The 22,647-nt window shown below is 56.7% G+C and carries 20 protein-coding genes; 9 read left to right on the plus strand and 11 right to left on the minus strand.

All coding sequences use genetic code 11. From position 1 onward, the window contains the following. Positions 1-66 precede the first annotated feature (66 nt). A complete protein-coding gene (locus tag WMW72_RS15480; RefSeq protein ID WP_341416406.1) occupies positions 67-1,254 on the minus strand; it encodes an AI-2E family transporter in 1,188 nt (395 codons plus the stop codon). Between the two features lie 249 nt (positions 1,255-1,503). Between WMW72_RS15480 and WMW72_RS15485 the strand changes: the two genes are divergently transcribed. After that, complete coding sequence (locus WMW72_RS15485; RefSeq protein WP_341416407.1) at positions 1,504-3,891, plus strand: WG repeat-containing protein; 2,388 nt, start codon at positions 1,504-1,506, stop codon at positions 3,889-3,891. A gap of 697 nt (positions 3,892-4,588) precedes the next feature. Beyond that, a complete protein-coding gene (locus WMW72_RS15490) occupies positions 4,589-5,005 on the plus strand; it encodes a hypothetical protein (RefSeq protein WP_341416408.1) in 417 nt (138 codons plus the stop codon). 208 nt (positions 5,006-5,213) lie between these two features. Here WMW72_RS15490 and WMW72_RS15495 read toward each other — a convergent pair whose 3' ends face one another. Together WMW72_RS15495 and WMW72_RS15500 are read right to left on the minus strand one after the other, a co-directional pair. Then, complete coding sequence (locus WMW72_RS15495; protein WP_341416409.1) at positions 5,214-6,218, minus strand: Gfo/Idh/MocA family protein; 1,005 nt, start codon at positions 6,216-6,218, stop codon at positions 5,214-5,216. Continuing rightward, positions 6,215-7,228 (minus strand): Gfo/Idh/MocA family protein, encoded by a 1,014-nt coding sequence (locus WMW72_RS15500; protein WP_341416410.1) that lies wholly within the window; start codon positions 7,226-7,228, stop codon positions 6,215-6,217. Before WMW72_RS15500 ends, WMW72_RS15495 begins: the two co-directional genes overlap by 4 nt. Positions 7,229-7,364: 136 nt before the next feature. On the opposite strand from WMW72_RS15500, the gene WMW72_RS15505 reads away from it, so the two are divergent. Beyond that, positions 7,365-8,234, plus strand: coding sequence for a helix-turn-helix transcriptional regulator (locus WMW72_RS15505; RefSeq protein WP_341416411.1), 870 nt, complete (start codon positions 7,365-7,367; stop codon positions 8,232-8,234). A gap of 29 nt (positions 8,235-8,263) precedes the next feature. Here the strand turns inward: WMW72_RS15505 and WMW72_RS15510 are convergent, their stop codons facing one another. Continuing rightward, complete coding sequence (locus WMW72_RS15510) at positions 8,264-9,229, minus strand: helix-turn-helix domain-containing protein (RefSeq protein WP_341416412.1); 966 nt, start codon at positions 9,227-9,229, stop codon at positions 8,264-8,266. A 126-nt stretch (positions 9,230-9,355) separates the two neighbouring features. On the opposite strand from WMW72_RS15510, the gene WMW72_RS15515 reads away from it, so the two are divergent. Both WMW72_RS15515 and WMW72_RS15520 read left to right on the plus strand, forming a co-directional pair. After that, positions 9,356-10,459 (plus strand): Gfo/Idh/MocA family protein, encoded by a 1,104-nt coding sequence (locus WMW72_RS15515; protein WP_341416413.1) that lies wholly within the window; start codon positions 9,356-9,358, stop codon positions 10,457-10,459. Beyond that, positions 10,456-11,295, plus strand: coding sequence for a sugar phosphate isomerase/epimerase family protein (locus tag WMW72_RS15520; RefSeq protein ID WP_341416414.1), 840 nt, complete (start codon positions 10,456-10,458; stop codon positions 11,293-11,295). The genes WMW72_RS15515 and WMW72_RS15520 overlap by 4 nt, the downstream gene beginning before the upstream one ends. Before the next feature lie 157 nt (positions 11,296-11,452). Here the strand turns inward: WMW72_RS15520 and WMW72_RS15525 are convergent, their stop codons facing one another. Then, positions 11,453-13,312, minus strand: coding sequence for an ATP-binding cassette domain-containing protein (locus WMW72_RS15525; protein WP_341416415.1), 1,860 nt, complete (start codon positions 13,310-13,312; stop codon positions 11,453-11,455). Further along, the gene (locus WMW72_RS15530) at positions 13,309-14,274 is read right to left on the minus strand and encodes an energy-coupling factor ABC transporter ATP-binding protein (protein WP_341416416.1); all 966 of its coding nucleotides are present in this window, start codon (positions 14,272-14,274) and stop codon (positions 13,309-13,311) included. Before WMW72_RS15530 ends, WMW72_RS15525 begins: the two co-directional genes overlap by 4 nt. Before the next feature lie 124 nt (positions 14,275-14,398). Here WMW72_RS15530 and WMW72_RS15535 point away from each other — a divergent pair, with 124 nt between their 5' ends. Further along, complete coding sequence (locus WMW72_RS15535) at positions 14,399-14,986, plus strand: biotin transporter BioY (protein WP_341416417.1); 588 nt, start codon at positions 14,399-14,401, stop codon at positions 14,984-14,986. A 163-nt stretch (positions 14,987-15,149) separates the two neighbouring features. On the opposite strand, the gene motB is transcribed toward WMW72_RS15535, so the two are convergent. The 5 genes from motB to WMW72_RS15560 all read right to left on the minus strand — a co-directional run bounded on the left by motB (position 15,150) and on the right by WMW72_RS15560 (position 19,209). After that, complete coding sequence (gene motB, locus WMW72_RS15540) at positions 15,150-15,950, minus strand: flagellar motor protein MotB (protein ID WP_341416418.1); 801 nt, start codon at positions 15,948-15,950, stop codon at positions 15,150-15,152. After that, positions 15,943-16,737, minus strand: coding sequence for a flagellar motor stator protein MotA (gene motA, locus WMW72_RS15545; protein ID WP_341416419.1), 795 nt, complete (start codon positions 16,735-16,737; stop codon positions 15,943-15,945). Before motA ends, motB begins: the two co-directional genes overlap by 8 nt. Positions 16,738-16,991: 254 nt before the next feature. Then, entirely contained in the window at positions 16,992-17,990 is a 999-nt protein-coding gene (locus WMW72_RS15550; protein ID WP_341416522.1) for an aldose 1-epimerase, read from the minus strand. Between the two features lie 219 nt (positions 17,991-18,209). Continuing rightward, entirely contained in the window at positions 18,210-18,749 is a 540-nt protein-coding gene (locus tag WMW72_RS15555) for a glutathione peroxidase (protein WP_341416420.1), read from the minus strand. Between the two features lie 13 nt (positions 18,750-18,762). Beyond that, positions 18,763-19,209, minus strand: coding sequence for a MarR family winged helix-turn-helix transcriptional regulator (locus WMW72_RS15560; protein WP_341416421.1), 447 nt, complete (start codon positions 19,207-19,209; stop codon positions 18,763-18,765). Between the two features lie 173 nt (positions 19,210-19,382). Between WMW72_RS15560 and WMW72_RS15565 the strand changes: the two genes are divergently transcribed. The 3 genes from WMW72_RS15565 to WMW72_RS15575 all read left to right on the plus strand — a co-directional run bounded on the left by WMW72_RS15565 (position 19,383) and on the right by WMW72_RS15575 (position 22,557). Next, a complete protein-coding gene (locus WMW72_RS15565; protein ID WP_341416523.1) occupies positions 19,383-19,964 on the plus strand; it encodes a TetR/AcrR family transcriptional regulator in 582 nt (193 codons plus the stop codon). A 103-nt stretch (positions 19,965-20,067) separates the two neighbouring features. Beyond that, on the plus strand, positions 20,068-21,309 hold the full coding sequence (locus WMW72_RS15570) for an HlyD family secretion protein (protein ID WP_341416422.1): 1,242 nt from the start codon (positions 20,068-20,070) through the stop codon (positions 21,307-21,309). 6 nt (positions 21,310-21,315) lie between these two features. Next, positions 21,316-22,557, plus strand: a complete 1,242-nt coding sequence (locus tag WMW72_RS15575) for an ABC transporter permease (protein ID WP_341416423.1) — start codon at positions 21,316-21,318, stop codon at positions 22,555-22,557. Positions 22,558-22,647 lie beyond the last annotated feature (90 nt).

Consider the following 22,647-nt stretch of genomic DNA (forward strand, 5'->3'; position numbering starts at 1 on the left):
CGGTTTTCCATTAATTTCAATCCGGCTGCAAGATTCTGGATCGCCAAGGTTCCATAGATCACGATGCTATTCCGGTGGGTCCTGTAAGGTTTGGGTTTGGGCAGAAGATGCGGGTATTCTTCGGGTTTCATAGAGCCCGGAATGAGCCTTAACCCACTTGAAGGCATGGTAAGCTAACACCTTGAGCACGGCATAGCCGGGAACGGCGAGGAGGATACCGATGATACCGAACAGATTGCCTGCGGTCAGGATGACGAAAATAATCGTCACGGGATGAATATGCAGCGACTTGCCCATGATTTGAGGGGAAATGAATTTGCCCTCGATCAGTTGCACAACCGTCCAGACGACAGCCATCTTCAGCAGCATAGCTGGCGAGGTAACTGCCGCCACGATCAGGGCGGGTGTAATCGCGATAATCGGGCCCAGATAGGGAACGATACTTGTGCAGGCGGCGATGGCGGCCAGCACGAGCGAGTAGTCCAGACCGATGATCAGGTAGCCGGCATACAGCAGAAAACCGATGCAGCAGCTTACGATGAGCTGTCCGCGTATGTAGGAGCTGAGCCTATCATTCATCTCGCCCAGTATCGTATAGCCGGACCGGCGCAGCAGGGTCGGGACGAAGCGCAGGATATAACGGGGCAGCTTGCGTCCGTCCTTTAGCAGATAAAACAAAATAAACGGCACAGCAGCCAGTGTCAGCACGGTCTCGGTCAGAGCACCTATGAATCCGCCGATGCCGGCTCCAGCCATATTGAGCAGCGAAGTAGCTTTCTCAGAGAGAGACGAAGCCCAGTCCACCGAGCCTGCGCCGAGGCTCTGCTGCATCTGGCTGAAGAAACGGCTGCCGAGCAGCTGGGCGAATTGCAGCTCGACCTGCTCACTGTAAGCAGGAAAGTTCCCGATCAGGCTCATGATCTGCTCGCGGATCAGAGGAACGACCGTAGATATGAGCAGGGTAAGCATGCAGAGGATGAGCAAATATAAGGCTGCGATGGCATGCAGGCGCTTGATGCGCCGCATCTCCAGCCAATCGACCAGCGGATTGAGCACATAATAGGCCGCAGCGGTTAATAGCAATGGCGGCAGGGTCGTATGGACCAGCACGACAAGCGGGGTGAAGACGAACGGAACATGATGCCAAACAAGCAGGTTCAAGCCAACCAGCAGTATAATCGATAAGAACACTACAAACTGATTATTCAGAAACAAACGTTTAAATAAACTGGCTCTATTGCGCCTTGAACTCATATCTATGCCTCCAGCCTTATCAGCTCTTGTCATGGGCAGGTAACCCTTGACTACTATATGTCTGTAATACCCGGATGTGCCGTGATCTGACGCTGATCAGACATACCCCTTGGTACTGGATGTGGAGAGGACAAAGCGAGATTGGAAAAAAGCTGCTTATTTCCTGTAGCACCCTCCTCTTAGCCGGTCACCGATCAGGGCATGCGCCCATATGCTGGAGGGAGCAACTGATAGGGGGAGGGATGAAGGATGACCGATGAGGAGCAGCGGTTGATCCGGCTGGTGCAAGAGCACGCACCCGAGGGGGCTGTGGTCCAGATGCATGAGGAAAGCGGGCGGCCGGTGATTATAACGGCAGATCTGGATGGGGATGGACTGCCGGAGATTGCCGGAGCATTCAAGCTCGGTTCCCGGGCCTATGTTGTGGTGCTTCACAATGATGGAAGGCTGTGGACGCCTGCTGCCGTTTTGGAAGGCCGGGGTTATGAGGTGAGCACGATGCAGGCTGCCCCGATCACGCACCCGGACCGGAGGTCCTTGCTGATCGGCTGGCAGGTCGGTGCCATCTGGTCGGACCTCGCGCTGTACGACTGGACCGGAACCGGCTACGAGGACGTGGCCCCGCGCGAGGTGACGTTCAGCTATGCCGAGGCACAAGACATGCCCGGAGGGCGGGGCAAGGATGGTGTGGCCGAACTGGCGCTCTGGTCGCATGACACCGGGCAAGCCTATACGGTGGAGGTATACCGGTATGAGCAAGGCCGCCTGGTGCCTGCTTATGATGTATACCCGTATTATTTCCGCAGGGTGATCCGCTATTATGAACGGTTGGTCCGGCAGTATCCGAGCGCTGGTTTTTACAGGGATTCCCTCCGGGACGCCATCGGCAAGGCTGGACGGAATGCCGGGGAAGACGGGGAGACGGGCCCGGACTTACGGGCAGTGGGGCTGTTTCCCGCAGCTGTAAGGACAGTTCATGGTACCCGCTTCGGGTATATCAACGCGGAGGGAAGGATGGTCATTCGCCCGCAGTTCGAGGATGCCCAGCCTTTTCAGAGCAATGGTCTGGCCGTGGTCGGCAGCGGGGGTCACGTGGGGGCGATCGACACCAGCGGCCAATACCGGATTAAGCCCCTATTCGACACGATTGGGGATTTCTCCGAGGGTCGTGCAGCGGTTATTGATAAGGAAGGGTTTAAGGTGATCGACGAATCGGGTCAGGTACTGACTCCTCACGCGTATAGCTACATCGGGACATTCCGGGAAGGACGGGCGGTAGTCTCCGATTCGGGCTCCGGGCATTACGGCTATCTGAATACGGCGGGGCAGGTGGTGATTCCTCTCCAATACCTGGAGGCCGGGGATTTTTCGCACGGGAAGGCCGTCGTGAAGGTCCAAGAAAACCTCTACGCGCTCATCGACACGTCCGGTAAACGGCTCCACACCTATCCTTATGCGTTCGTCGGGGGACTGGGAGACGGTCTGCTGCCGTTCCGCCAGGAGGTGGAGGGTCGTTATGGTTATATCGACGAGGCCGGGCAAGTTGTCATAAAGCCTCAGTATACCGTAGCGCTTCCCTTCTCCGAAGGCAGAGCTGTCGTCAATACCGCGGCTGACTACAAGAATGAATACGGGCTGATCGACCGGAGAGGCCGGGCCATTCTGAAGCCTTCGTATAATGAAGTCAGGGATCTCGGGGAACGACGGTATGCTGTCGGCTTTGCCCTTGACCCCGAGAAGCCGTATATAGGTTCGGTCTATGCCATAGCTGACGACCACGGCAAGTTCCTGACGCAGGCTCTCTATGTCCAGGTCGCCGACTACAAGAAAGGCGTCGCATCTGTCAGTGACGGCAGGCGGACCTTCTTCCTGGACCGTTCGGGCAAACGGGCTGCGCATCTGCCGGAAGTCGAAGGCGCAGGTACCTTGACGATGATGGGCGCGTTGATCCAGGCCAATGTCGATCTGCGCATCTTTTATTTGGACCACTCAGGACGCGTGGTGTGGAGGCCGAATACCATCATTGACCTGACGCCTCCTTACCGCGTGAGTGAATTAAAATATAAACCTAACAAGGACTATCTGGTGTACTACCCGCGGGTGGAGGGCATGAAGAATCAGGCAGTGGAGCGCACGGTAAATGACAAACTGAAGGATCTTTCCCAGGTGAAGCCAGTAGGCACAGGGCAGCTGGAATCCAGCTATACGGGCGACTTCGAGGTAGGTTTCTACCGGGGGCAGCTGCTTTCACTGAAGCTGGAGGGCTATAACTATCCGTTTGGAGCCGCACACGGAATGCCTACCCGTATCTATGCCCATGTGGATCTGACGACTGGAGCATTCTATGCGTTGAAGGACTTGTTCAAGCCGGGCAGCGATTATGTGAAGGTGCTGAGCGATATCATCGGCAGACAGATTAAGGAAGATCCGCAGTATGATTACGTTTTCCCGGACACCTACAAGGGGATTGCGCCGGATCAGCCTTTCTATGTAACGGAGGACGCGCTTCATATTTACTTTAATCCTTATGACATCGCTCCTTATGTGGCAGGGTTCGTGACCTTCCGGATTCCTTTTAAGGAAATCATGCCGCTCATCGCGACGAATGGTTCGTTCTGGCGGTCTTTTCATCATTGATGTGTCGTGAAGGGAGTAGGAACGGGGTAAATGGATCGACTTCAAAACTACCTACAGACTGATAATAATTTTGTTCCAAGTAAGGTAAATCATAGCCTATAATAGAATGTGAGGAGCAAGGGGAGGTGTCCTAGATGACGCCTCTCCTCCGGTATTTGCTCGTAACAAAAAGCATTCGCTCCAATACGAGTGTAACTAAAAAGGTCTCTATCCGAGCTTTCTTGTTTGGGAGAATAACGGTCTTAAGGAGTGGATGCAGGGTGAGTCTCAGATTTGTCGATGACGGTCAGCGAGTGTATGACTTCTTGAGCGAAGATATTCTCATTCAATGTCCTTACTGTAATAGCTACGCCATTGCTTCCAAACGAGAAGAGCAATCGTATCGGTTTCAATGTAGGTTCTGCGGGCCGCTGACTCCTCCAAGGCGACCTGGAAGTGAAGCGACGTTCAAGGGTTTTGAACTGTGGTTGAAGGCACCAGTTCGCGGGAAAATGTTATGGGCATATAATCAGAAGCATTTGGATTTTCTTGAACGTTATATTCGCGCTACGCTCAGGGAGAGAATACCATACATAAACCAAAGCCTAGCAAGCAGACTGCCTGACTGGATAAAGAGTGCCAAGCATCGTGGGCAACTGATTCAAGGTATCATCAAGCTTAGAGCAAAGCTTTATTGATTTGAGGTGGGAGGACATTCATGTTTAGTTCGTTCTTAACCAAAATTTATTTCGCATGGAGTGGTTTAACGAGGAACATTAAAAACTTACCTGGAGACCCAGAGACATTGGAAGCGGACGAAATGGCCATTATAGAGCTTAAAGTCGATGAAGTAGGTGCTTTGTTTCAAAATATTACCGCTTTATTAGAAAGTGGCATCAGCCAGTATGATATTCAACTGGCAATTGATACAATGGAACGGCTAGAAATTCGAGAATCTGTAAAGTTAGATTATCATGTTTACTATAGAAACGAACTTTTGGGTTTAACTATCTTGGCGAAATTGGAACAAGCCGAGACATTGATGTTGTGGTTTTTAACGGAAGAGAGTCTTGCCTGCGAAATTCGTGATTTATTACGGTCATTTCATTTAGCAGAAGGCATGATACTTCATTAAGCTGTATGCTGCGTTCAGTGAGATTTTTAAAGAGAAGTAGTCCATACATAGGCACAGAATTTCTACAGCAACAGTGGAATAAAAATACCGCGGACCGGCAGGAAAGAGCTTCTGAAGCTCATCCTGACCGGTCCGCTTTGCAGTTAAATGAAGGAATACACAAGCCAAGCCAGGGCTCGCGCGTCGCTTTTATAGTGGATTAATACCTTTATACCCGGTAGCTCCGCTCCAGGGCAACCGGCTGTCCGAGCCTTGCGGACTCGTAGCCGGCGAGCGCAACCTCAGCGGAGCGCAGACCGTCTTCACCATTGATGGGTACCGGTGTCCCGCTTAGCAGCGCCTGTACGAAGTCCTTGATCATATATTCGTCCATGGAATCGCCCCATCCGCTCCAGACCCCCTTGCCCAGATCATTCACATACAGCTCGTTCATCTGAGCGAAGCTGTCGATGGAAATCGCCCCTTCGGTGCCGATGATTTCCATGGTGACATCGCCCCAGGCCGGGAATGCCTTGGGCCGGGACCAGCTCGTATCCAGCACGCCGAAGGCGCCATTGTCATATTTCACATGAATCATGCCCGTATCCTCGACTTCCAGCTGCTCATGGAAGCGGGTGGCGGCATAGGCGTACACCTCGGTGACGCGGGCGCCGGTAAACCAGTGCATCAGGTCCATCACATGGACCGTATGATCGAGCAGCGCACCGCCTCCGGATTGGACGGGATCGACAAACCAGCCTCCGGGGGCCGTTCCCCGGTTGGTTCCCTTGATAGCGACGATCCGGCCGATCTCGCCCCGGTCCACGGCCTCCTTGGCGCGGGCGACAGCCGTGATGTAGCGGCACGGGAAGGCGGTCATCAACTGCACGCCGCTGCTCCGGCATACGGCGATCATCTCCTGCATCTCGGCTACAGTTGTACCCAGCGGTTTTTCACATAGGACATGCTTGCCGGCGCGGGCGGCCTCCAGCGTCAAAGCCGCATGATGTACGTTCTCCGAGCAGATGACGATGGCATCAGCGTCAGACGCCAAGAGCTGCTTATAGTCGGCAAAGTAAGGGACGCCGTATTGCCGGACCGCCTCCTCCACGCGCACCGGATCTTCATGAGCGATGCCGACGATTTCCACCTCGGGCAAGGCCGCCAAGGATCTCAGGTAAGAGAACGCATGCCCATGAGCGAAGCTGATGAGGCCAACCTTTAAAGATTTCATAAGGATTCCCCCTTGCTCTCGGCGGTTGTAGGATGGAGAAGGACAGCTTTACCCGTTCGGATCGATTCCAGCGCAGCTTCTGCGATTTCGAGCGCCTTCAGCGCATCGAAGGCTGTCACGTCAGGCTCGGAGCCGTCCTGCAGGCAGGCGATGAAGTGATGGAGCTCGCGTTCGTACACTTCTTTGTACAGAGGGCTATACTTGGCCTCGGTAAAGGATTCGCCGCTTGCCGGTTGGGTAGACTTGCGAATGTGCAGCGAATGGGTCTTGCGGCTATCCGCACGGACAACGCCCTCGCTGCCGGCGATCTCGACTGCCGTGTAGAAGGGGGCGGGATAGCCCCAGCAGGCTTCCAGATTAGCGACAGCGCCGCTTTCCGTGATCAGGGTGACGGCCGCATAATCGAGCCGCTCCGAAGTGTGCTCTAGCGCATAGACGGACCGCACCTCACCCAGCGTCCAACGGACAAAGTCTATGTCGTGAATCATCAGATCAGTGATCACGCCGCCGCTTCGGGCCGTATCCTTGAACCAAGGCTTCGCCTCGCCGGGATGCTCGCCCATTCGCTTGGCATGCAGGGTGCCGATCCGGCCTAGTCTGCCCTCTGCGACCTGGCGCTGCATATGCCGGTAATCAGGGAAGAAGCGGACCACGTGACCGATGAAGAGGCGGACGCCTCGCTCCTCGCAGTACCGGATCATCCAGGAGGCGTCGTCTGTAGATAAAGCGATCGGTTTCTCACAGATGATGTGCTTGCCCACATCGGCGGCCTTCTTCACAAACTCACGGTGCAGATGGCTCGGCAAGGTCAGGCTGACGACATCGAAATCCGCTTCCGCTACAAGACGAGCCCAGGAGTCGAAGGCAGGCGTACCCGTCTGTTCTGCCAACTCACACGATAGACCGCTCTGCGTATCGCATACGCCTGTCAGCTCCACATCCGGCATGGCCGCATAGGCCAGCGCATGCACGCGTCCCATCCCGCCACATCCGACGACGGCTACTTTCATCGCACATCTCTCCTCGCTTCGTGGTAAAATACCTGTAATATCTGTTACGATACAACTAGGGGGACTTCTTTGTATATGCGGCGATTTGCTGCATTCCTATTCAAATTTGCCAAGGCGAAAGCAAGGTGGACCTGCCATGGATTTTTTTCAGGAACCGATTACGTACCAAAACCCTGCACTCCGGCTGAAGGTGGACCAGTTCATCAGCGACCAGATCGAATGTCCGTCCAATGGGCTGTGGCATTATCATAAGGAAGTGGAGTTCATCCTGGTTCAGAGAGGGCTTCATGAGATTCGGATGCCGAATCGTCTCTATATTCTAGGGCCCGGTGATGTGATGCTGATCGGGGCTTCCAGGCTGCATGCACCGCGCAAGCTCGGGGATGAAGAAATGGTGCATACAGTGCTGCATGTCGATCTGCAGGCGTATTTCGACCCGGCGATGATGAGCTATTACCGTCACTTCTCCGAAGCGCTTCATCCGCTTGACGAGCTGAACGAGATGTTCGAAGACGAGCAGGTCCGGAAGGATGTTGGGCGTCTCATCGAGGAAATTCACCGCGAAGTGCGTGATGGAGCCAAGGGATATGAGATCGCGGCCAGTATGCATGTGAAGCATCTGATGCTGACGCTGCTGCGCCATGATGCGAAAGGGCTGCTTCAGCCTCATGAGTACGTCGACGCTGAGGTGATCCGGCCGATTCTGGATCACATCGACGAACATCTGGAGGAGCGGCTCGATCTGGAGCAGATCAGCCAGATGGCCGGCATGAGCTATTATTATTTCTCTCGATACTTCAAGAAAACGATGGGCATGTCATTCACCGATTATGTCAACCGCAGGCGGATCGCCAAGGCGGAGCGTCTGCTGGTGACCGGCAGGCAGAGCGTGGCGGAGATCGCCGAAGAGGTCGGCATCGGCAATATGGCGCATTTCTACGAGCTGTTCAAGCGTTACAATGCGTGTACGCCCAAGCAGTTTTTAAGCAAAGTAAGCTTCAAATAAGGAGCCGGGCCCGCACAAGGGGCCCGGAATCAGGATTCAGGGAGGGATGCGCGCTGCGCATCCCTCTTTGCTTTGCGGTAAGCGGAGGGCAGCATGCCCTTGGATTCACGGAAGATGCGGGAGAACGTCTTGAAGGAGCCGCAGCCGACCTCATGGGCGATCTCGGCAATCGTCATTTCCGTCGAAGCGAGAAGACCGCAGGCATGACGGAGCCTCAGGTCGTGCAGGAACGGGACGAAGGTTTGGCCGGTTGCCTGCTTTAGCAGCTCGCTGATGCGAGAGACGCTGATCGAGAACTGTCTGGACAGGCTGGCCAGCGACAGTTCCTCCTCCTGGTAGTGCGTATGGATATAATGGATAATCCGCCATACGGACTCGGAGGCCGCTACTGCTGGCCCAGCCGGCGATTGCTCAGGCACTGTGCCGGGGGGCGCTGCCGCCGGGATGGCAGAGAGAGTGGCCGCAGCGGACTGGCCGCTCAGAGTAAGCTTGCGGTGACGCTCACGGTCGAAGGCAATCAGCAGCTCCTTGAGCTTGGACACCAGCAGCACGTCGCGCCAGCGGCTATCGCCGAGGAACTCCTGGTGAATTTCCTCGAGAACCGTGCGGATGCTTTTGGCCGCTTGTTCCTCGAAATAGGTAAACGGAGGCAGCGACTCGGAATCGGTAAGCAGCTCCGCGAGCGCGAAGCTGCTGCCCGGCTCCGTCATCAGCTCCATGTCGAAGTTGCCATTGTACAGGACCAGCATGCTGCCTGGTTCGGTAAACAGCTCGTGAACCTGATACGGGAGCACGAAGGTGAAGGTGCCGGGCTTCATCGGATGGTTGACGCCGTTGATCGACTCGCTCCCGCTGCCTTCGATGACGAAGGAAAATTCAATAAAATCATGCCGGTGCGCGGGATAGCCTTGCGCCAGACGGCTTATTTTAAGATCAAAGGGAAGCGAAGCATTCCTATTTGGATAGGTTTTGAGATATTTTGGAAAGTAGGTCATGGTTAGGCTTCAGCTTCCTTCCGAAATTTTGAGACATTTATCGAAATTGAGGGCATGCAGAGCAATCGTTTTCATTTTATCATGATTGTGACGCAAAAGTCTGTAGAGATGGGATGGGAACAAACAATGAGTCAATCAGAGCGTATTCGAATTGGGATTATCGGGGCTGGGAATATCGGACACGTGCATATGCGCGAGTTCTCCAAGCTGGCCGAGCAATGTGAGATTACAACCTTAACCGATATGTATTTGCCTTTGGCCGAGCAGCGTGCGCAGGAATTCGGTATTCCGCATGTGGTCAGCACGCCTGAGGAAGTGATCCATAGCCCGCACGTGGATGCGGTCATCATCGGAGTACCGAATCAATTCCACGCCCAGCTGGCAGTTGCGGCACTGGAAGCCGGCAAGCATGTGCTGGTCGAGAAGCCCATGGCTCTTAACGGACAGGCTGCCCGTCAAATCTGGGAAGCCTCGCAGCGTTCGGACCGCAAGCTGATGGTCGCTCATCAGATGCGCTGGGAAGCTGTCCCGATGATGATCCGCCAGCAGGTGGAGCGTGGAGAGCTGGGCCGGATCTATACGGCCAAAACCGGCTGGTTCCGCCGCAAGGGGATTCCGGGCTGGGGCACGTGGTTTACCCGCATGGACCAATCCGGGGGCGGCCCGCTGATCGATATCGGCGTTCATATGCTCGATCTGGCTCTGTTCCTGATGGGCAACCCGAAGCCGGTCTCCGTATTCGGATCGACTTATGACGAATTCGGACCGAAGCGTAAAGGCATCGGCACCTGGGGCAAGCCGGATTGGAGCGGGGTCTATGACGTCGAAGACTTGGCCACAGCCCTGATCAAGATGGAAGACGGCAGCACGCTGACGCTGGAAGTTAGCTGGGCGGTGCATATGGATACGGACAATACGCCGTTCGTTCACCTGATGGGAACCGAGGGCGGCGCTACGTACCGTGGTGCGTCCGGCAAGCTGCTTATGGAGAAATTCGACCGCCCGCTGGAGACGCTGCTGTCGCGTCCTGAGGATGACGAAGGCGAGCGTCTGCGCCTGAGCCGTCACTTTCTGGAATGTATCCGCGAGAACAAGGAACCGATCAGCCCGACGCTTTCCGGCTTGACGAGCAACCTGGTACTTGACGCGATCTACGAATCGTCCCGGACCGGGCATGAAGTGATCTTGGATTGGGGCGCAATCGGCTCCGGAAAGGCGGACAACGTATGAAACGGGGATTAACACGCGCCGGTCTGGGTGACGTAGGTACGAATGAGCAATTTATTGCGCTGGCTGCCGCTTACGGCTTCCAGAGCGTGGATCTGAATGCGGCAGACTTAGCCGAGCCAGAGCGGGTAGAGAGCATCCGCGCAAGCCTGGAGCAGCATGGAGTCGAGCTGGGCTCGTTCTCCCTGAATGTCGAATGGCGGACGACGGACGAAGCATTCCGCGCCGGGCTGCCGCTGCTGGCTGCGGCAGCAGCCGGTGCTGCTGCCCTCGGATGCACGCGCTGCTGCACGTATGTCCTGCCTGCGACTGACGCGCTGCCTGCACCTTTCCTCGCACAGGCGACTAAGCGTCTACGGGTGGTCGCCCAGCTGCTGGGCGCCTACGGCATCCGCCTCGGTCTGGAATTCGTCGGCCCGCATCATCTGCGGACCCGCTGGCAGCATCCGTTCCTATGGACGATGGACGACACCCTGACCTGGATCGATGCGATCGGCGAGAGCAATGTCGGTCTGCTGTTTGATGTGTATCACGCGTATACGACGGGACTTGCTCCTGCGGAGCTGGAGCGCCTGAGCGCCCACCAAATCGTTCATGTTCATATCAACGATGCGCCGGATGTACCGGTTGAAGAGGTGCTGGACAATCAGCGTCTTTACACCGGGGAAGGCGTCATTGACGCTGCTGCGTACCTGCAGGCACTGCAGCGGATCGGCTATAACGGTCCGGTCGCGCAGGAGGTGCTGCTCCCCGCGCCGCCGACTGACGCTGCCAAGACGCTGCTGGAGCGTTCAAAAGCGGGCTTTGACCGTGTATTCGCGAAGGCCGGATTGAACTAATTGGAAGGCATGGAGCCGGGCGGCAATGGCCCGGTTCTTTCTTTTTCCGGCCGAGGAATACAGGCTAATGGAGGCACATCCAGACAAGGCAAGAACCGTCCTCTGATCCCTAGCGATCGGAGGACGGTTCTTTGTTCTGCACGAGTGGGCTGATCACTTATCGAAGCGCAATCAGTACAGCTAGCCAGCCCACACCTAGAAGGGCCAGCATCGTATCGATTCTCTTCCAGCTTAGCAGCGAAGGCCGCGCAGACTGGAGCGACTTGCCGCTCAGTCCCTTCATCTCCATGGCCGTTGTCATGTTCTCCGCCCGTTGGAATAAGGAGAGCAGGAGGGGCACGACGAGCGCCGGGATGTCGCGGAATCTCACGGTTCCGGGACGCAGCGGGGCCTTGCCCCTTGCTCGGACAATCAGGGAGAATCGCTCCCATTCGCTGAGAATCATCGGAATAAACCGGAAGATCAGGGAAACGGCCAAGGCGAACGAATCGACAGGCAGCTTCATATTCCTGAGATGCCCCAGCGCCCAATTCAGCCCTTCGGTCATTCGCCCGTAGGGCGTGCTGACGGCGAACCATAGACTAGCCAGGGTGATGATCAGCAGACGATACAGACGCAGAGTGGTTGTTCCTGCTTGCTCGGCGGAAAAACCGAATGAAGGCCAACCGCCGTCGGTTGTTAGCGTGAGTCCGGCAAGCCCGATGGAAAGCGCGAAGAAAATGCCCAGCGGCTTCATAAACTTAAGCAAGCTCCGCAGTCCTGATCGCGGCAGCGTGAGAATGCCGAGCAGCACCGGGATCAGAGCTATCGTGAGCCCAGTCCAGCCTTCTTGCAGCAGCCCCCCTGCTACGAGCAGAACGTACAGCAGCCACTTGGATCGCGGGTCAAGCCGCTGCAGCCATGTACCTGAAGAGGTAAGATTGCGGCTGCCGGCTCCAGCAATTTCTTCCTGAGACGTGAGAAGGGCGGAAGGTCTGATCCGGTTATCAGCGGATGGCGATATGCCTCTGCCGGTATGATCTTGTCGGGGGTTCTCAGTCAACTGCCTGGTTTCTTCGTCGCCTCCCGTCCCGGTACGAGATGAAGGCGCGTCGCTGTTCCCACGATATCGTTCGTTGGGCGCAGGAACAGGGACTGCTGGAGACATCTGCATACCGTCTGCGTCCCAGGCAGGCGCCGCTTCCAGCGCGGCAGCGATGGCTTCCGCCATCTCTTCGGCGGTGAGCCGATCCGGCGGAAGGGTCAGCCCATGCCGGCTGAACGCTGCGGAGACCGCAGTGCAGCTTGGCAGGCCGACGCGGGTCTGCAGCAGCAGGTCAGGCTGCGCGCAGAGCTCCCGGGGCGGTAGGTCTGCTGCAACTTGGCCGTCTTGCAGCACAAGGACGCGGTCCGCCAGTGGCAGGAAGGTATCCAGGTCATGCGTGGCGATGACGGTGCCCGCGCCGGCCTCGCGCCGCTCACGGATCGCGGCCAGCAGCTCCAGCACGCCGGCCGCTTCGAGGCCGGCGGTAGGTTCATCCATCAGCAGCCACGCCGGATCGGCTGCGGCCGTTGTCGCCAAGGCCAGCCTGCGCCGCTGTCCGCCGCTTAGCGTGAACGGCGACAGCTCCGGGGCGAAGACGCTCCTGCCGTCCCAGACATTACGGGCTTCACGGATGCGCTGCTCCTCCTCGCCGGGGCTCAGACGGAAAGGGCGCAGCGAATAGGCGAATTCGTGCCGGATTGTCCGGGCGAACAGCTGCTGTTCGGGAAATTGAAAGACGAGACCGAGCGGCAGCAGCAAGCGTCGTTCGACACGTCCCTTGCGCCACAGAGATTCTCCGTCCAGCCGGACCTCTCCGGCAGCCGGAGCACGGAGTCCGGCCAGCAGTTGCAGCAGGGTGGACTTGCCTGAACCGGTCTGTCCGATCAATAAAGTGATGCTTCCAGCATCCAAAGTCAGATCAAGCGGCTGCAGCAGCAGACGCTTCGGATCATCCGGAGCAGCCGCGGATGCCTGGTTGAGGGTCAAGGTCATCGGCTGGCACCTCCTGTTCCCGCAGGAACGGATGCACGGAGTGACACAGCTAGCTGCTCCGGGAATAAAGGCCGGCCGGAGACGGACAGGCCGCGGCGGCGCAGCGCCCGGACCGTCTGGACGACGAAGGGAAGCTCCAGTGCAAGGCGCTCGCAAGCAGACTGCGGGTCCGGGGAGTTCGCCCCAGACCCGTCGGCATCCTCTGAAGTACCGCGCGACTGCACGGCCGCCGAGGAGCCTGCGGCGGGAACTGTCACTAGTTGAGTGGATTCCACGCCCGAACCGTAGAAGAACGCCTCTGGCGTACCGTCAAAGGCGATTTTGCCCGCCTCCAGCGCGATGATGCGGTCAGCCGCAGCGGCCTCTTCCATCCGGTGCGTGATCCAGATAACCGTCATGCCTTCCCGATGAGCGGTAGCTACCACAGCGAGTACCTGCTCGCGGATATGCGGGTCCAGCATAGCTGTCGCTTCGTCCAGCAAGAGCCCGCTTGGACGCAAGGATAGCGCCAGGGCAAGGTTGACGAGCTGGCGCTGCCCCCCGGACAAGGCCGAGAAGGGGGTATCCGCAGGCAGCCGGAGTCCGACCTTACGGAGGGCCGCCTCTCGTAAGCTCTCCAGCTGCTCTGCGCTTTCCCCGAGATGGGCGCGGGTGAGCGCCAGCTCCTCCTCGATCGTGTCGCCCAGCACCTGTGTATCCGGCTGCTGGAGAACGCCGCGCAGCAAGGCTCCTTCCTGAAGCATGCAATTTCCTCTGGATAGAGGACAAAGGCCTAGCATAACGCTGGCGAGGGTGCTTTTGCCGCTGCCATTGGGGCCGACCAGGGCGACGAATTCACCCTGCCGGATATCGAGCGTGATTCCGTTGAGAGCTTGACGGCTGGTGCCGGTCCCAGTCCCGGTGGAAAAATGTACGGTTGCCTGCTGCAAAGAAAGAAACGGAGGAATGCCCGAATTCGTCATAAAAATAACCCTTTCACTTGCTGGTAGTTTATGCTACAATCCGATTTGTTAACCTTATAATAACATGAATGGTTAACGTGATTTTCTTCTCTTACCATAGCAAAAACAGGAGGATTGTTCAATCATGAAACTTACGCTTCGCGGTATTGTTTTCAGTGCGTTATTTGCGGCACTGCTTGTCCTATTCGGATATATCAGCATTCCGCTGGGCTTTTCCCCCGTGCCGATTACGCTTCAGACGCTGGCGGTCATGCTGGCGGGCGCTCTGCTGGGACCGCTATACGGCTTCTTGAGCATCGCTCTCGTCGTCGTGCTGACAGCTTTAGGGTTTCCTTTGATGCACGGCGCGGGTGGCCTTCACGTGCTGCTTGGAGCGACCGGAGGTTATATCATCATGTGGCCGTTCTCGGCGCTGCTGATCGGCTGGCTGTTATCCCGTATCCGACTGAACGGAGTGGTCAGTTACGTAGCGGCTTACGCGGTGCTGCTCGTATTCGGCTCCTGGCTGATCTATGTGAGCGGCATTCCATGGCTGTCTCACGTAACAGGCCTGCCTTTTGCCAAGGCCATGGTCCAGGGCTGCTATCCGTACTTGCTGGGCGATGCGATCAAGGCCGCCGCGGCTCTGGCGGTCATGATTCCGATCCGCCAGGCCTTCCCAGTGGAGCGGTTGACAGGAAAGACAGGCGGAAAGGTCGTTACGCTGGATTAGCTAGTCATGCCGTATCCTTATCAGGCGACCCTGTCACAGCAACAGGAGATCCGTCCGGTAAACAAAAGAAAACCGTTATTTCATACACGGGAGCTTCGCTCACCCTGTACGAAATAACGGTTTTTTAGCTGTAAGAGCAGCTGCTGTACTTGATAACGAACGGTTATTTAGGAACATCCTTGATCTGCGGCGGCTTGATGCTCCGCAGTATACTAACCTCCACGCGGCGGTTCTTCGCCCGGCCTTCGGCCGTGTCATTCGTATCGATCGGATGGTACTCCCCGTAGCCGATCGAGCGGAAGCGCTCCGGTCCGACCTGGGCGTTTTCCAGCAGAATCTTCATAAAGTTCAAGGCCCGCTTGGAGCTCAGATCCCAGTTCGTCTCGAAGGCGGCGGTTCCGATCGGCACGTTGTCCGTATGGCCGGCGACCTCAATCCGGTAATTGGGATATTGCGCCAGCATATCGGAGATGGCGACTGCCAGCAGCTTGGCTTCCGGCTTCACATTAGCCGATCCGGAGGAGAACAGCGCATTGTCGCGAATCGTAATCATCAGCAGGTCCTCGGTCAGCTTCGTATCGAGCTGGGCCGATAGGCTGTTTTCATTAATGTACTCGTCCAGCTTCTTCTTCAGCTGCTCCAGATCCTTCTGCTCCTTCTGGATCTGCTGCTCGGCTTCGGTCTCCTGAGCCTGCGCCGAAGTAGGCTGATCGTACTTCTTGGCCTCCATATTCGGCTCCGTGGTGATCGGGATCAGATTGGACGATTCGAAGGCTCCGACGCCCCCCTGAAACGCCTGATTTAACGAACGCATGATGCTATTGTATTTCTTGGAGTCGGTCTGGCTGGAGGCGAACAAAATAATGAATAGCGCCAGCAGCAGCGTCAGCAGATCGGCATAGGGGATGAGCCAGGACTCGTCCACATGCTCTTCGTGATGCTCGCTATGCTTCTTTTTACTCATTTGGGTTCCCCGCTTTGTTATCCTTCTTCTCATCCCGCTGAGACGTTGGTACGAAGACCATCAGCTTCTGCTTCACGGCCGTAGAGGAAATCCCCGATTGAATGGACAGCAGGCCTTCCACCATCATCAGACGGATTTCAACTTCCTTCTTGGACTTCTGCTTCAGCTTGTTCGCGATCGGATGCCAGAGCACGTAGCCGGTGAAAATACCGAGCAGCGTCGCGACGAAGGCGGCGGAGATCAGGTGGCCGAGCGCTTCGACTTCATTCAGGTTGCTGAGGGCCGCGATCAGACCGACAACCGCGCCGAGAACCCCCAGCGTTGGTGCGTATGTACCGGCCTGTGTAAAGATCTGGGCGCCTGACCGGTGGCGCTCCTGCATGGCATGAATATCCTCCATCAGAACGTCGTGGACAAAATCCTGGTCGTTTCCGTCAATGATCATCCGCATCCCGTTACGCAAGAACGGGTCTTGAATTTCCTCGACCTTGCTCTCCATGGCCAGCAGACCTTCGCGGCGCGTGATCGACACCCAGTCGGTGAACATATTGATCAGATCCATTTTGGGAATCGATTTTTGCTCCGTGAAGACGATTTTGAGCAATTTGGGAAACAGCTTCATCTCCTCGAGCGAGAAGCCGATAAAGAGCGAAGCGGCCGTACCGACAATAATGATCATGATGGCTGCGGGATTGAGCAGGGCCGCGGGATTAGCGCCCTTCAGAATCATACCCACAATAACTGCAGCGAAACCTAGGATAATGCCGATTACGGTTGACTTTTCCAAGAGAGAAACACCTTCCACACCAGTATTTTTTCAGAGTTCATTGATTGCAAGAAGTCGAAGATAAGTTCGACAAAAAATGACGCTTTTCCTGCATAAGCGTATCTTTGTTTTTCATCTTCATGGAAATAAAAAGGCTCTGTACCGATTATATCGGTGACAGAGCCTTGGTTTTGAAGGCTAATCCCGTCTTTTCTTGGAAAAAACGGCCGGAAGCCCGGAAGACCACCCCTAAATCCCTATACATCCGAGCAGAACTAGGCCTGACGGACGACATAAAACCGGCTCGTCTCTTCCCAGATCTCCCCGGGCTCGACGGAGATGAGGCCGGTTTCTTCTGCCGGCAGGCCGGTATTGGGAGCATTGACGAGATTAACTTGAGGCTCGGGGCAGAAATAGCCGCCGGCAGCCTGGTTGTTCCAGACCATCCAATACTTATAGGCGGTGCCTGCATCGTAGATCAGCTTCGTACCGGTGCGTGTGTCCGTCAGCACCATCCGATTGCGGCCACCCTGCGGCTCCGCGGTGTAATGGTTGTCGAGCGGCTCGAAGAACGGTGAGGCCCCTGTGGCCTTCATCGCCTGCTCGTCCTCATTCAGCGGCTGGAAGTTGCCGGTCGGGAGCATCCGCTCACTCATCTCGCGGCGCTGGCCGATCGTCAGAGTAAAGGAGCAGTCGCTGTTGTGGCTGCCCGGCTCGAAAGGCGCGTTAATCGCTGTATGGAACCCGACCAGGCAAGGCATGGCGCTGAGACCATCGTTACGGATGCTTACCTGCTGCTGCAGGCCGTCCTCGGTCAGCGTATAACGAAGCCGGAAGGTGAAAGCGTGGGGGAACAGACGGTACAGGTCGTGGTCTGCATCCACCCGCTGTATAAGGCTGACATAGCTGCTGCTCGCTGTCGTGCCGAACTCCTCCACTTTCCAGGGGATCGTGTGAAGGAAGCCATGCAGCCGGTTATTCCGGGCCTCTTCATTAATCGGCCATTCGTAGGTCGTGCCATTCCAAGGGAACTTGCCATCCTCGAAGCGGTTCGGAGGGAAGAGCACGGGGATGCCGTGTACGCCTGGCTTCGCTAAGAACGCTTCCATTTCATCCGGAGCGGGCTCGCGCAAAAACTTGCTGCCCGTTACCTTGTCCCGGAATGCGATGAGATTCGCGCCGATCTCGGGCAGCACGATTGCCTCGTAACGGTCCGTCTGCAGCGTAACAGCCTGCTGTCCCTGATAAGTATCCTGATATGCCTGATAAGTCAATGCCACAATAAGTCCCTCCATCTCATGATCATGGTCATGCAGACCTTACAGCCTCTATCATACCCGCAACCGGCTGTGGTTGCCATCACAAATATGACTGGCCGTCAGGCAGCGGCTTCCACAAAGCCGGCATACCAAAAAGCCGGGCTGCGCGCAGTCTAGGTGACATACGCGGCAGCCCGGCGGTTATGAGTTATTATAGCGGAGTTGAGATCTATACTACAGCAGCTCCTCGATCGCTGCGTACATGTCGGCCGGCTCTACGGTGGATTCGAAGCGCCCTGCGACGCGGCCCTCGCGGTCGATCAGAAACTTGGTGAAATTCCACTTGATGTCATTGCCCTCCAGCAGCCCCTGCTGCTCCAGTATGGAAGACAAAATTTTGCCGCCCGGATGCTCGGTATCAAACCCTTCGAACGGAGCCTGCTCCGTCAGATAGGCAAACAGCGGATGCTTGTCCTCTCCAAGCACCTCGACCTTGTCGAACAGCGGGAACGAGACCCCGTAGTTCAGCTGGCAAAAGGTATGGATTTCGTCATTCGTCCCGGGCTCCTGGGCTCCGAACTGGTTGCAGGGAAAGCCGAGCACCGTGACGCCGCGGTCTTTATAAGCTTCATACAGCTTCTGCAGTTCGGAATACTGTGGGGTGAAGCCGCATTTGCTGGCTGTATTGACGATCACCAGCACCTGGCCGGCGTAGCTCTCCAGGGACTTCTCTTCTCCTCGAATCGTGCTTACGTTAAATGGATATACACTCATCGTTTTTCCTCCTCTAGGTTACATTCAAGGTATGAACCTGCTGAAGCAGGTCGGTCAGCCGCAATCTCAGCGCGTTCATCTCCTCCGCTGGCAGGCCGGGGAGACAGAAGACCTTCTGCGGGATATCCAGCGCCTTCTCCCGGAGCTTGATGCCCTCGGGCGTCAGGCGGATTCTGACGCTGCGCTCGTCCTCTGGATCGCGGAAGCGCCGCAGCAGCTTCAGGCTCTCCAGCTTCTTAAGCAGAGGGGTCAGCGTCCCCGAATCGAGATACAGGCGGGCTCCCAGGTCCTTCACGGTAATATCGTCGCGTTCCCATAGAGCCAGCAGGGCGACATACTGGGTGTACGTCAGTCCCAACTCATCCAGATGGGGGCGGTACAGCTTGGTAACCTCCCTGGAGCAAGCGTAGACGGCAAAGCAGAACTGATTTTCCAGCTTTAAAAGTTCGTCGGGGTTCAAGGCGTCCTCCTGAGTTGCATTTCGCTAAATTCAATTTCATCCAATCGATTTATACAATAAGATAGCAGGTCCGCAGATAAAAATCAAATGAAGGATTGCCAGGAAAAAGAGGGTGTGATATAGTTATCACTGACCACAGAACCGAATTGTTATTTTGGTCAGTTTTGGAGGAGATCAGAATGGACCCTAAAAAAGCGCTCATCTTGGAAGCAGCCAAGCAAACCTTTTCCCTCTTCGGCTTCAAGGGCACGACGATGGGACATATTGCCAAGCTGGCAGGCGTCGGCAAAGGCACCTTGTACTTGTACTTCACAAGCAAGGAGGAGCTGCTCCATGAAATTATCCGTTCGCTGACGGACGAGATGAAGCAGGCGGCCGATCAGGCGTTGCTGCAGCATGGACTCTCCTCATTCGAGAGAATCCATGCCGCTCTCTACAATATATTGGTATTCCGCAAGGAGCATGAGCTGCTGATCAGGCTGTTCCGGGAGGAGCGCGAATTCGGCAATCCCGTGATGAAGCAGGCGCTCGATCTGATCGAGCAGGAGGCGCTGTCGTACATAGCCTTGCACATCGAGCGGGCTGTAGCGGGGGGGACGATGAAGCCGTGCGATCCGCATATTACCGCTTTCGTTCTATTCAAGCTGTATCTGGCTCTTGTCCATGACTGGGGGCTCAAGCATCCCCCGCTGGACAATGAGAAAATATCCGAGCTGCTTCAGCTTTACGTGATGAATGGCCTCTCGGCCCGCTAGGGCCTCTTTTTCTTTACCGGATTTTTACCGGGTTATGATGGATTTACTTTCACCTTATGGAGGGAACTTTATGCGATTTATTCGACCTGTGGTTTATTCAGTGATGGCAGTAGCGATCGGGACGGGAGGCTTTCTGCTCTCATCCAAGCAAGTGGCGGGCAGCGCGCAGACCGGGCTGTCGTCCCACCCGACTGCTTATATCGAAACGAATGAGGTCGGCGCGAGCTTCAAGATCGGCGGACGGATTACAGAAGTGCTGGTGAAGGAAGGCGATATGGTCAAAAAAGGACAGCCGCTCGCCCGGCTGCAAAGCGCTGAGCTGGAGGCCAAGGTCGCTCAGGCCAAAGCCGCTGTTTCGCTCGCCCAAGGCAAGATCGCCGAGGCCAAGGGCGCAACTGCGACCGCTGAGGCCAAGAAGCAGCAGGCGTCAGCGGGCGTGAGTGCCACCGCAGAGGCCTCCGAGCAGCAGGTCGCGCAAGCCGAGGCGGCGGTGAAGGCCGCGCAGGCCAAAGTCGACGCCCTGCATACCGGTGCGCGTCCGGAGGAGAAGCAGCAGGCGGAGATTCAGTATCAAGCCGCCAAGCAGGTATTCGACATCGCCGATCAGAACCTGAAGCGGATGCAGACCTTGCTGGAGCAGGGGCTGGTGGCCCAGGCGGACGTGGATAAAGTGAAGGTCAGCCATCAGGAAGCGAAGGCAAAGCTGGAGCTGGCCGAGCAGCAGCGCGCGCTCGTGAATCAGGGGCCGCGCGAGGAAGAGGTTCGCGGTGCGGAGGCTCTGCTGGAGCAAGCCAAGGCTGCGCTCGGTCTCGCCCAGGCGGGCCGCGCCCAGGTGCTGGTGCGCCAGGGCGACGTGACTGCCGCAGAAGCGGCGATCCAGCAGGCGCAGGGCGCGATTCAATCGGCGAGCTCCGGCGAGCAGCAGGCCAAGGCCGCCCAGCAGGAGGCCGAGGCGTATCAGAGCTACGCGGAGCTGATCGCTCCGGCAGACGGGATCGTGCTGGCACAGACGGCACAGGCGGGCGAACTGGTCGGCTCGGGGTTCCCGGTATTCTCGATTCAGGCGACCGACTCCCAGTGGGCCAAATTTTTTATGACGGAGAAATCGCTGGCCGGGCTGAAGGTGAACGACAAGATTCGGCTCAAGCTGCTCGCAACGGGCCAGGAAGTCACGGGCACTGTGACATCCATCGCAGCGGCTCCGGATTTTGCGATCAAGAAAGCGACGCAGACGTTAGGTGAAACGGATGTGCGTTCGTTCGGCGTCAAGGTGGAGCTGCCGGGGCTGCCGGACGGAGCTGTGGTCGGGATGACGCTGCAATGGATCGGCACGACGGAAGGATGATGACGCATGTCCGAGCTTAAGATAGGCGGCGTAATCGCCGCAGAGTGGAAAGAAATATTCCGGGACCGGAGGCTGTTCTTGATCTTGTTTTTCGTCCCGGTCATGTATTTATTCTTGTTCGGCTCGCTATATACGAGTCACAAGGTGACGAAAATGACGACGATCGTCATGGACCAGGATCAGAGTCCGCTGAGCCGCCAGATGGTGCAGGCGTTCGACGAAAGCGAGACTTTCCAGGTGACCATGGAAGCCCACTCCGAGCAGGAGGTGGAGCAGGCGATCTCCTCGGGCAAGGCGAGGGTCGGGATCTTCATCCCGAGCCGGTTCGAGGCCAGCCTGAAGCAGGGGCATACGCTGCCGCTGATGACCTGGGTGGACGGCAGTAACATGCTGTACTCCAATTCGGCGACCAAGGGAGCCAATGAAGTCATCACGACCTTCAGCATGGGCTTGTCCGCCAAAAAGCTGCAATTGCAGCAGGGACTGCAGGATGAGCAGGTTGCCAATGTGCTGTCGCCGATTCCTTTCCGGTATCGGGTACTGTACAATCCGACCTTCAATTACAGTGACTTCATGATGTATGGCCTGCTCGGCGCGATTCTGCAGCAGGTGCTGTTCCTTGGCATTTCGCTGACGGTGACGCGCGAGAAGGATAGAGGCACGTGGGGAGTCTTTGCCGCTTGGCGGAAGGACCCTTGGAAGATCGCTTATGCGAAGACTGTTCCTTACTTCATCATCAATGTATTCAATACGACCGTGGCGATGCTGATTGCCAGCTATGCGTTCAAAGCGCCGCTGATGGGCAGCTTGCTGGCAGGACTCGCTGTTGTCCTGGCGTTTACCTTCGCCGTGTGCGGGATCGGCTATTTGATTAGCCTATTCTCCAGCAATCAGCTCGGGGCGACTCAGACAGCGATGCTGATCGCAGTCCCGTCGTTCCTGCTCTCCGGGTTCACCTGGCCGTTCGAAGCGATGCCGAAGGCGCTGCAGGTGCTCGGTCATCTGCTGCCATTGACGTACTTCCTGGACGGCATGCGCTCGGTATTTGTGAAGGCGGGCGATTACTCGTCAATTACGTACGATTGTCTGGCACTCGGGATGATGGGACTCGTTACGTTCTTTATCGCGATGCTGCTGTCCCGCTTCGTTATTTTCCGCAAGGAAGCGGGGGTCGCAGAAGAAGTCGGGGGCAGTGGTCCGGTACCGGCAATCGCTCCGCCGGCGGGCACGACCGGGCTGCCAGGTTAATGGAACGTTTCTCCTCCTCACAGCCTGACCGCGACGGAAGCTTGATGATGAAGCATCGATCAGCACGATTCAGACACCGATTAGACATCG

The organism is Paenibacillus filicis, assembly GCF_038070315.1.
Classification (GTDB): Bacteria; Bacillota; Bacilli; order Paenibacillales; family NBRC-103111; genus Paenibacillus_G; species Paenibacillus_G filicis.

Bases quoted from the DNA above. Each gene is read 5' to 3' on its own strand.
- WMW72_RS15485 (WP_341416407.1), top strand. From the start codon at position 1,504: ATGACCGATGAGGAGCAGCGGTTGATCCGGCTGGTGCAAGAGCACGCA.
- WMW72_RS15495 (WP_341416409.1), bottom strand. From the start codon at position 6,218: ATGAAATCTTTAAAGGTTGGCCTCATCAGCTTCGCTCATGGGCATGCG.
- WMW72_RS15505 (WP_341416411.1), top strand. From the start codon at position 7,365: ATGGATTTTTTTCAGGAACCGATTACGTACCAAAACCCTGCACTCCGG.
- WMW72_RS15555 (WP_341416420.1), bottom strand. From the start codon at position 18,749: ATGAGTGTATATCCATTTAACGTAAGCACGATTCGAGGAGAAGAGAAG.
- WMW72_RS15530 (WP_341416416.1), bottom strand. From the start codon at position 14,274: ATGACGAATTCGGGCATTCCTCCGTTTCTTTCTTTGCAGCAGGCAACC.
- WMW72_RS15570 (WP_341416422.1), top strand. From the start codon at position 20,068: ATGGCAGTAGCGATCGGGACGGGAGGCTTTCTGCTCTCATCCAAGCAA.
- WMW72_RS15490 (WP_341416408.1), top strand. From the start codon at position 4,589: ATGTTTAGTTCGTTCTTAACCAAAATTTATTTCGCATGGAGTGGTTTA.
- WMW72_RS15515 (WP_341416413.1), top strand. From the start codon at position 9,356: ATGAGTCAATCAGAGCGTATTCGAATTGGGATTATCGGGGCTGGGAAT.
- motB (WP_341416418.1), bottom strand. From the start codon at position 15,950: ATGAGTAAAAAGAAGCATAGCGAGCATCACGAAGAGCATGTGGACGAG.
- WMW72_RS15520 (WP_341416414.1), top strand. From the start codon at position 10,456: ATGAAACGGGGATTAACACGCGCCGGTCTGGGTGACGTAGGTACGAAT.
- WMW72_RS15535 (WP_341416417.1), top strand. From the start codon at position 14,399: ATGAAACTTACGCTTCGCGGTATTGTTTTCAGTGCGTTATTTGCGGCA.
- WMW72_RS15575 (WP_341416423.1), top strand. From the start codon at position 21,316: ATGTCCGAGCTTAAGATAGGCGGCGTAATCGCCGCAGAGTGGAAAGAA.
- WMW72_RS15500 (WP_341416410.1), bottom strand. From the start codon at position 7,228: ATGAAAGTAGCCGTCGTCGGATGTGGCGGGATGGGACGCGTGCATGCG.
- WMW72_RS15510 (WP_341416412.1), bottom strand. From the start codon at position 9,229: ATGACCTACTTTCCAAAATATCTCAAAACCTATCCAAATAGGAATGCT.
- WMW72_RS15480 (WP_341416406.1), bottom strand. From the start codon at position 1,254: ATGAGTTCAAGGCGCAATAGAGCCAGTTTATTTAAACGTTTGTTTCTG.
- WMW72_RS15525 (WP_341416415.1), bottom strand. From the start codon at position 13,312: ATGACCTTGACCCTCAACCAGGCATCCGCGGCTGCTCCGGATGATCCG.